This window comes from Pedobacter sp. ASV1-7 (genome assembly GCF_040203335.1).
Classification (GTDB): domain Bacteria; phylum Bacteroidota; class Bacteroidia; order Sphingobacteriales; family Sphingobacteriaceae; genus Pedobacter.
Genome location: NZ_JBEHBV010000012.1, coordinates 125,258 through 133,763, shown reverse-complemented (window position 1 = coordinate 133,763; position 8,506 = coordinate 125,258). Strand labels below are relative to the sequence as shown.

Genomic DNA, 8,506 nt, shown 5'->3' with positions numbered 1-8,506 from the left:
TGAAGTGAACCCCAAAAGTTGGACAAAAACTTTTGGGGTTCACTATTTATGGCAAAACACACATTTGAGGAGAAACTAGATATAGTTTCTCAAGTAAAAAACGGGAAGCCGATACTACGCATATCCCGCGAACGGCATATAGTCGAAAGGATGATATTGGAATGGGTTCGGAAATATGATCTTTATGGTGAAAGTGGGCTACTCAAACAACCTAATGTCCGGGGCACACCTGATTTCAAGGAAGAAATTGTAAGGATTGTTCTAGAGAAAAAGGTACCTTTAGTACAAGTTGTTCTGCAATATGGAGTAAGTAAAACCGCTTTAGAACGCTGGGTAAGATCAGTACGAGTTGAGGGTTATGGCGTACTACACCAACAAAAAAATCGTGAACGACTACCCAAAGACATGAGTAGATCAAAGAAGCATGAGCCTGAAACAGAATTAGAAAAACTCCAGGCAGAGAATGCTCGTTTGCGAGCCGAGAACGCACTATTAAAAAAAGTCACGGCCTTAGTCAAGGAAAGAGAAGCCCGCGAACACATGAGTGGGCAAAAGCCATCGAAGAACTAAGGCCTGCACATGATGTTGCAATTCTATTGGATTGCAAACAGATGGCTCGCTCGGTATTTTATTATCATCTCAAGCGCCTGAATAGTAGAGATAAATACAAGAATGAAAAGGAAGAGATTATACGCATATATCACTTGCATAAAGGCAGATATGGGTATCGACGGGTAACGGCCGAAATGAAGAACTTGGGTTATCATATCAATCATAAGACTGTTCAAAAATTAATGGGAACATTGAACCTAAAATGTAATATAAGGAAAGTTCGCTATCGCTCATACAAAGGTGAAGTTGGTAAAATTGCCGCCAATGTACTTGAAAGGAATTTCAAGGCAAGTTCCCCTAATCAGAAATGGGCTACAGATGTCACTCAGGTAAACATCAAAGGCGAGAAGATCTACCTATCACCAATACTTGACCTATTCAATGGAGAAGTTATCTCCTATAGTATCTCAAAAAGTCCGAATATGAAGATGATAGACGAAATGTTAGATAAGGCTTTTGACAAAGTAAAAGACACAAAGGGGCTTATTTTTCATTCTGATCAAGGCTGGCAATATCAGCATTATGGATATAGAAAGGCTTTAGAGAAACAAGGAATTATACAGAGCATGTCCAGGAAGGGAAATTGCTTAGATAATGCAGTGGCCGAAAACTTTTTTGGAATCTTAAAGACTGAGCTACTGTACTCACAAAGCTTTGAGACAGCAGATGAGTTTGTCCTTTCAGTAAAAGAATACATTCACTATTACAACAATAAAAGAATAAAAAACAGGCTAAATGGAAAGAGCCCGGTGGAATACCGAGCTCTCGTACAAAAAACTTAATTTTGTTAATCCGTCCAACTTTTTGGGGTCACATCACTTTTAATTGATAATGCAACCCTTTTTTAGACGGGTACGAAATATGAAGATTAAGCAGCCTTTTTCTTTTTATTTTCAGAATAAAATGCGAATCCTAAGCAAACTACTAGTAAAAGAGTACCTGCCAATGAAATTTTCTCACCCATGTAATAAGAAACAGGCTCGAATTTAAATTCGACCTTATGGTTCCCCGCTGGCAATTGTGCTGCACGTAAAACATAATCAGCTCTGAAGTAAGGCTTTTTAACATTATCAACATACATATTCCAGCCCTTATCATAATAAATCTCAGAGAACACCGCTATCACATCTGTCGGCGCACTGTAGCTGTAAACCAAATGATCTGGATTATAGCTATCTAATTTTATCATAGAACCCGTTCCAGGACCTAAACGTTTTTCATCTAAAAGGCTTTTGTACCTGACATCAACAATTGCTTCTTTCTTTGGATCGAAACTACTGATTGCTTTCATTTCTTCATCAGCATCTTTAGCGAATTGAACATGTGGTACAATCCAGGCATTACCTGCTGCTGTCGAATTTCGTTGCATTTTATAAGAACCGTTTTGCTGATCTTGTGTGATGATGTATTTAGTATTCAACATATCCAAAACATCTTGGTTGATACTTTTTGAAAACTGATGTTCTATTAACTCCTGATATCTTTTCAATTTTGCAGCATGGTATCCACCAATTGTCTTATGAAAAGCAGAAGGGCTTGCATCCTGGAAAGTATTAACAGTTAAGTCCAAAACTCTAAAATTAGGATCTTTATCTGCAGCTATAAAAGTATCAACATCTCTCGGCTGATAATGATTTGTTATATTACTTTTAGCTGTAAAGTTACTATTATTCAGATAACGACGATCTACCTGCCACATATCAAACAATACAATAGCCGCCAATAAGCCACATGCCATTGTAACACTTATCTTCTTCGTTATAAATGCCCAAACCAATCCAAATCCTATAACAATTAGAATAAATGAACGAAAAGCATCGGAACGTGCAATAGCTATCCGGTCATCAATCAAAGCATTAGCTATCTTATGCGCAAATGAAGTATTATTTTGTAAGCTTTGTGATAAAGCCTGAACAATTTCTGCATGATTGGCTGTAGTGAAATTGAAGAATAAAGTAGGCATAATTGCAACGATCAATGCAAAACCTCCAGTAATTGCAGCAGACAATTGTAGTTTTTTAATCAGTGTTTTTTGATCAACATTACCATCTTGTGCCTCTTTAACAGCAAGGATTGCTAATAGTGGCACCATTAGTCCTACTACAGCTAAAATTGATTCTACAGCTCTAAACTTACTATACAACGGAAAATAATCAAAGAACAAATCAGATATCAATGGAAAATTCTTTCCGAATGACAATAGGATAAATAACACGGTAGTTGCCACAATCCACCATTTCATTGGACTTCTTACAATAAACAATCCGAATACAAAAAGGAAACATATAATGGCCCCAAAATAATACCCACCCGATGTCCCCGGTTTTTCGCCCCAATATTGTTGCATATTCAGGTTTCCAGCCAATTGCTGTATGGCCTGAGTAGTTTGATTAGGATCCCCACCAGTAAGTTCTGAAATCGCTTTGTACATATGGCTTTCTGGCTTAACAAGCTCATTAATACTTGTAGCACCTCCATAAAGATCAGGAATCAGAAAAGTAAAACTCTCACCAATCCCCTGACTCCAACCATAGGCATATTCTTTTGCTTTTGCATTACTGGAACCACCATCAACTACAGTAGTAGTAGTTAAATTTGATTTACCTCTATTGGTCTCACTTGCATATTCGGCAGTAGTCCACAATACGCCAGCATTTACCATAACGGCTAAAAGTGTTGCGGCGGATAAAGCGCCTACTGCTTTTCCAAAAGCAGGTAGTGTTTTTCCTTTATAAGCATGATACAACTCAATGCCCATAAATATCAAGATAGATAGCAATAGATAATAAGTCATTTGCACGTGGTTAGCCCTAATCATTAAGGCTAAAAACAATGCAGTCAAGCTGCCACCTAGCAAATATTTTCCTCTTAACGTTAAAATAAAGCCAGATATGATGGGAGCAAAAAATCCAATGGCCAATACCTTATTATTATGGCCAGCAGAGATCAGCACAAAATTATACATGGTAAATGCAAATGCAAATGCACCTGCAGCCGCCAGCCAGGGATTTACTCTTAATACAATAAACATGAAGTAAGCACCTGTCAATAACAATAAAACAGTACCAATTGGACTTGGAAATGTACTTGTAATAAGTCTGATTCCATAAGATGCTCCATTGTAGGCATACTGCGCCCAAATTTGATAAGCAGGCATACCACCAAACATTTGATTGGTCCATAACGGAGCCTTGCCGTCTTTAGCTTTAAAGTCCATAATCTCAGTTTGCATGGCTTTGGCAGCCAAAACGTCACTCGTAGCTGGAGCTTTGCCTTGTAATACAGGACTGAAATAGACGAAACAAATGATTACAAAAAATCCAATGATGGCCAGATGAATGCCATTCGCTTTAAACCAGTTATTCATTAAGGGTTTGTTTAAGATTAAACTAACCCCAAACTTAGATAAAATGATTTATTTTTTTAGTCTTGGGAGACTTTTTTAAAAAAAATCTTTAAACAACTAAAACACAGTTATTTTACCTCTTCGTAATCTACAAAATCTCCTAATTTATCGGTCTTACCTGTTTTGGCACTCGGAGGTACATAGTCAATAGAGATAGATCCTTCCGGTTTTGTATTTTGTTGCCTTGATTGACCTTGCGCTTGATTTTGTGCTTGCTGTTGTACTTTATTGAACATATTTCTAAGCACCATTGGAAATACCAGACGAAGTATAATTCGTATGATATACATAATCAGTAGGGTGATTAATATGAATTTTATAAATCCCATTTTGTTTTTTAATAAGTATATAATATTAGACGGGTCTGGAATTTCAATATTACAATACCGTCCTGTTTATTGCATAACAATTACAATACCACCCACTTAATTGTCATCCACCACTGCAGCAACTCTGCCGATTTGTCCATCTTCTAGTCTAACTTTTATTCCACGGGAATGAAAAGCTGCCGAAGTAAGCAGATTTGCCACAATTCCTCTAGTCAACTTTCCACTTCTCTGATCTTTTTTAAGGATAATATCTACTTCCAATCCAGGATAAATATCTTTTCTACTCTTACCGTCCATCTTACAAACTTACAACTTAGCAAATCTTTCTTCAAACATTTTTTCCATTGCGAACATTTCATCCCTCAATCTTGCAGCAAGTAAAAAGTCCATATCCTTTGCTGCTTTGCTCATTTCTTTACGCGTTTTATCAATAGATTTCTGCATTTCGGCCTTGGTCATATATTGAACAATAGGATCCGCGGCCATACTCACCTCATCAACCTCCACATAAGCTTTTGCACGTTTAGTTTCACCAGAAGTAAAGTCAAGCACCGAAGTTTGCTCCAATATAGCTTCTCTGCTTTTACCTACAGTTTTTGGTATTATAGCATTTTCAAGGTTGTAAGTTACCTGCTTTTCTCTACGTCGATTGGTTTCATCAATAGTACGTTCCATTGAATCAGTAATTTTATCCGCATACATAATTACCCGTCCTCTATCGTTTCTTGCAGCACGTCCAATGGTCTGAATCAGCGCACGATCTGAACGAAGGAAGCCCTCCTTATCAGCATCAAGAATAGCAACTAAAGACACCTCTGGCAAATCCAGTCCCTCTCTCAGCAAGTTAATTCCAATCAGCACATCAAATTCACCCAAACGCAAGCCTCTGAGTATTTCTACACGTTCTAATGTTTTTACTTCTGAGTGAATGTAACGACATTTAATATTAAGCCTGTCCATATATTTAGTCAACTCCTCAGCCATTCTTTTCGTTAAGGTAGTAACCAAAACACGGTCTCCAAGCTTTATAGTTTTATCAATTTCATCTAACAGATCATCCACCTGGTTAATTGCCGGTCGAACTTCTATCAATGGATCTAATAATCCAGTTGGTCTGATCACCTGCTCTATTACCACTCCCTCTGTCTTTTGCAGTTCATAATCTGCCGGAGTAGCACTTACATATATGGTTTGCGGAGCAAGCCTTTCAAACTCATCAAAGTTCAGAGGACGATTGTCTAATGCTGAAGGCAAACGGAACCCATACTCCACAAGTGATAATTTCCGGGAGCGGTCACCTCCATACATCGCTCTGATTTGTGGTACAGTAACATGACTTTCATCAATTACCATCAAATAGTCTTCAGGAAAATAATCCAGCAAACAGAAAGGACGCATACCTGGGCTACGTCCATCAAAGAATCTGGAGTAATTCTCAATTCCTGAACAATATCCTAGTTCTTTCATCATTTCTATGTCGAAATTCACCCGTTCTTCCAATCTCTTTGCTTCTAACAAATGCCCGTCACCTATAAGTTGATTTTTACGGACCTCAAGTTCTTCTTGTATACCCCATATAGATGAATTGAATCTATCCTTTGGAGTAACAAATAAGTTAGCTGGATAAATGGCCATATCTTCCATCTTTTCCAGTGTTTTGCCAGTTACAGGATCTATCGTACTTAGCTCTTCAATATCATCCCCAAAAAAAGAAATACGGTAAGCATTATCAAGGTATGCTGGAAAAATATCAACTGTATCACCTTTAACTCTAAAAGTCCCCCTTTTAAAGTCATTGGTTGTACGTGCATATAAAATCTCTACTAAACTGTGTAAAAATGAGTTTCTGGAGATCCTTGTTCCCACAGAAAACCGGAATACTGATCTTGAGAAATCTTCAGGGTTGCCCATACCATAAATACAAGAGATAGAAGACACCACTATGATATCTCTACGACCTGACATTAATGCCGAGGTAGTTCGCAACCTTAGTTTCTCTATTTCCTCATTGATACTTAAATCCTTCTCTATATAAGTATTGCTACTCGCAATAAAAGCTTCAGGTTGATAGTAATCATAATATGAAACAAAATAATTTACTGCATTTTCAGGAAAAAACTGTTTGAATTCTCCATATAGCTGCGCCGCAAGGGTTTTATTATGACTAAGGATCAAAGTTGGTTTTTGTGTTTCCTGAATTACATTTGCAATAGTAAATGTTTTACCAGATCCGGTTACACCTAACAGTGTCTGATAGTGTTCTTCATTATACACACCTTCTACGAGTTGCTTAATGGCGCCAGGTTGGTCACCTGTAGGTTTATAATCAGAAACAATATTAAACTTCATCCTTAGATCTTTATACTTAACAATCAAATATAAGGATTTATCAATTCTCCTTAAATTTCACTAAAAAAAACAATATAATTTAACCATTATATGCTAAATTTATAATAACCATCCCTAGTTGATTTATTCACCTGAACCCCTAAAGGATGAAACTTTTGATTTATGTGCCCCTCATTAGCCCAAGGATTAAATACATTTTCAGCTTTATATTTAATGATATATTAAGGACCGAAATAGACTTTACCATAAATAAAGAAGAATTCCTCCAATCGAATCAACCCAAAATGAGTTATTCAGAACAACCTATTGGAAATGAATTATTTTTCAAAAGCAAACACCTGTTGTTTGAACATAAGATTTTAGCTCAACAAATTAGAACAACTGATTTTGGAGAAATGAAAGTCCCTTTCTCAGTTTCTAAAAGTACCCTGCCATTTGATGTTTTTACTGCATCATTTTATTTCCTTAGCCGTTATGAAGAATACATCCACCATGAAAAGAAAAATAGTGAATCTTATACTTTTAAAGACAGCTTACAGTATCAACTGAAACTATTGAAAATCCCAATCATTGACAATTGGGCGTTAATCTTAAAAAACATTCTTCTAAAGCGTTTTCCTGATTTAACCTTTGGAGGTAAACAGTTCTCTTTTAAAGCGGTATTCATCAATCATTTGCAAAAAAAACAAAAAAAGAACTTTATCATCAATACGACAACCTATATTAAAGCAGTTATTGGCAACAAATTGCATTCAAAAAAAGATAAGATAGCAACTGTTAAACAGATTATAAATCATAATAATGGATTTAGTCATATGCTTCCTGATCATGATATTAGCCTAAATAATAATCAGCACCTTATTGCCCAATCACAAATCCCCAAAAGCTATATCAAGTTGATAAAAAATACTGCAACTAGTGATTACAGTATGTTCTACCCGGATTTTTCGGGTTTTAGAGCTGGTACATGTACTTCCTTTTACTGGTACGATCTACAATTAGAGAAAAAGACCCGGCTATTACTACATCCTGTTGTGGCAACAGATCTCAACTTACTAAAGAACAAAACACCTGAAGCATTGTTGTTACAAATGAATGAACTTGTTAGCAGTGCAAAACTGGTTAATGGCGATTTATATTTTTTATCTTTAAGCAATGATATTCAACCTCAGTAAAACCAATTCCATTGCAAATGTTTTTATTTCCGAAATCAGGGATAAAAACATTCAGAAGGATGCCATGCGATTTCGTACGAATATGGAAAGACTTGGTGAATTTTTCGCACTGGAAATTAGTAAAACACTGGAATTTCAACAAATAGAAACACAAACCCCTTTAGGTATTGCAAAAACTGTAAAACTTGTCGCACAGCCAGTTCTGGCAACTATTACCCGCGCTGGTATTCCCATGCACAAAGGGATGTTGAATATTTATGACCATGCACCATCTGCCTTCATTGCAGCCTATCGCAGGGTACATAAAAGCGGGAACCTGGAAATTGCAATTGAATATATCTCAACACCTGATTTAACTGATCGAGTAGTAATTATAGCCGACCCAATGATTGCAACCGGTATGAGTATCGTTCTTTGTTGCAAAGAACTGATAAGCAGGTACAAAATTAGAGACCTTCATGTTGTATCTGCCATTGCCAGTTCGGAGGGACTGAGACATCTAAGAGCAAACCTTCCTAAAGCAAAGCTATGGCTAGGGGCTATTGATGAAGAAATGACAAGTAAATCGTACATTGTCCCCGGATTAGGTGATGCAGGCGATTTGTCCTATGGCCCAAAAATTTAGCTCTATTTTG

Annotated in this window: 8 protein-coding genes; 4 read left to right on the top strand and 4 right to left on the bottom strand. The window is 36.8% G+C overall.

Annotated features, from left to right (window positions below):
• Positions 1-156 precede the first annotated feature (156 nt).
• Both ABDJ41_RS22240 and ABDJ41_RS22235 read left to right on the top strand, forming a co-directional pair.
• Positions 157-570, top strand: a complete 414-nt coding sequence (locus ABDJ41_RS22240) for a transposase (RefSeq protein ID WP_349786761.1) — start codon at positions 157-159, stop codon at positions 568-570.
• Positions 492-1,394, top strand: coding sequence for an IS3 family transposase (locus tag ABDJ41_RS22235; protein WP_349786767.1), 903 nt, complete (start codon positions 492-494; stop codon positions 1,392-1,394). Before ABDJ41_RS22240 ends, ABDJ41_RS22235 begins: the two co-directional genes overlap by 79 nt.
• Positions 1,395-1,480: 86 nt before the next feature.
• On the opposite strand, the gene ABDJ41_RS22230 is transcribed toward ABDJ41_RS22235, so the two are convergent.
• From ABDJ41_RS22230 to uvrB, 4 genes are all read right to left on the bottom strand, one after another.
• Positions 1,481-3,979 (bottom strand): hypothetical protein, encoded by a 2,499-nt coding sequence (locus ABDJ41_RS22230; RefSeq protein ID WP_349788352.1) that lies wholly within the window; start codon positions 3,977-3,979, stop codon positions 1,481-1,483.
• Between the two features lie 107 nt (positions 3,980-4,086).
• Positions 4,087-4,347 carry a DUF4834 family protein gene (locus tag ABDJ41_RS22225; protein ID WP_349788350.1) on the bottom strand — a complete coding sequence of 87 codons (261 nt, stop codon included), beginning with the start codon at positions 4,345-4,347 and terminating at the stop codon, positions 4,087-4,089.
• 96 nt (positions 4,348-4,443) lie between these two features.
• On the bottom strand, positions 4,444-4,644 hold the full coding sequence (locus ABDJ41_RS22220; RefSeq protein WP_084290829.1) for a YwbE family protein: 201 nt from the start codon (positions 4,642-4,644) through the stop codon (positions 4,444-4,446).
• 9 nt (positions 4,645-4,653) lie between these two features.
• Positions 4,654-6,696: an excinuclease ABC subunit UvrB gene (gene uvrB / locus ABDJ41_RS22215; RefSeq protein ID WP_349788349.1), complete on the bottom strand. Its 2,043-nt coding sequence runs from the start codon at positions 6,694-6,696 to the stop codon at positions 4,654-4,656.
• 146 nt (positions 6,697-6,842) lie between these two features.
• Here uvrB and ABDJ41_RS22210 point away from each other — a divergent pair, with 146 nt between their 5' ends.
• On the top strand, positions 6,843-7,871 hold the full coding sequence (locus ABDJ41_RS22210; RefSeq protein WP_349788348.1) for a DUF7033 domain-containing protein: 1,029 nt from the start codon (positions 6,843-6,845) through the stop codon (positions 7,869-7,871).
• Entirely contained in the window at positions 7,852-8,496 is a 645-nt protein-coding gene (gene upp, locus ABDJ41_RS22205) for a uracil phosphoribosyltransferase (protein ID WP_349788347.1), read from the top strand. Before ABDJ41_RS22210 ends, upp begins: the two co-directional genes overlap by 20 nt.
• The last annotated feature ends 10 nt before the right edge of the window (positions 8,497-8,506 follow it).